General features: G+C 42.3%; 1 pseudogene. It reads left to right on the top strand.

The features are described from left to right. Window positions 1–188: 188 nt before the first annotated feature. Window positions 189–775: pseudogene (locus tag R7Q46_RS26485) on the top strand (IS630 family transposase); the annotation flags it as partial.

The raw sequence follows: 775 nt of genomic DNA, 5'->3' as shown, positions 1-775 counted from the left end.
TTAAGTAAAATTTCACAACATTTGATCTTGAACAATTTACATTAGTATAAAGGTAGACCAATTTGGCGTTGTTGCTTAAAACAGAGATAAGACATGCCTGTCCCGTTGTGCTCAATTATTAAACGACATATACCCGTGATCATTGAAGATGCTTGATTTCTGATGAAATCAGGATCATGCTACACACCATGAAAATAATACTGACTCCCCAACAGAAACAGCAACTCGAAGAGATGCACGATTCAACTCGTGATGGTCGAGTGCGTGACCGCATCAAAGCGGTTTTACTTGCGTCTGAAGGCTGGAGTCAAACGATGATTTCTTAAGCGCTTCGTATTCATGAATCGACCGTTGCTCGTCATCTCAGTGACTATGTCCTCTCTGAAAAACTTAAGCCTGAAAATGGTGGTAGCCAGAGCCGACTTTCTGCTGAGCAAACCATGCAGCTTATCGAACATTTATCTGAGAAGACGTACTTTCATACCCATCAAATAGTCGCTTATGTGAAAGCCGAGTTTGGTATTCGCTATACCGTTGCAGGCATGAACAAATGGCTACATCATCACGGCTTCTCATATAAGAAGCCGAAAGGTGTACCGCACAAGTTTAATCCAGAGATGCAGAAAGCCTTTATCGAATACTACAACGAGACGCTAAGAAGCAGCGAAGACCCTGTGTTATTCATGGATGCCGTTCATCCTACACAGTCAACAAAACTCAGTTATGGCTGGATACGAAAAGGCCAATACAAAGTGATTGAGACAACAGGCAGTCG

It is taken from the genome of Vibrio sp. 811 (assembly GCF_033339195.1).
This window is presented reverse-complemented; position numbering and strand designations above follow the sequence as displayed.